At 59.1% G+C, this 269-nt stretch carries 1 pseudogene; it reads right to left on the bottom strand.

From position 1 onward, the window contains the following. Positions 1 to 74: 74 nt before the first annotated feature. Positions 75 to 230 (bottom strand): annotated as a pseudogene (locus AC0L23_RS40150) (DUF736 family protein); the annotation flags it as partial. Positions 231 to 269 lie beyond the last annotated feature (39 nt).

Below are 269 nucleotides of genomic sequence, written 5' to 3'. Positions count from 1 at the left end.
CCACAAAAGCCACAAAAGCCCGGGAAAACCGCGGCTACCAGCCAACGACTCCGCATAATCCCGCGCTACGCATAATCGGCCCTGCCCACGTAGATGCGGTGGCTGGGAGCGTTGTCGTTGGATCGGTTGGTCTCGGCGACGATACGGACGCCCTTGGCTTGCAGGCTCAGGGTGACTATCTCGCCCTGGAAATCGTTGCCGACCTTCTTGAAAGAACCGATGTTAGCCATGTCACTTCTCCTGTTGTGTTTCGAGCCCGCGACCACCGC

The organism is Bradyrhizobium sp. MI1.4, from assembly GCF_055811315.1.
The sequence above is the reverse complement of the archived record's forward strand: the minus strand, read 5'-3'. Positions and strand labels throughout refer to the sequence as shown.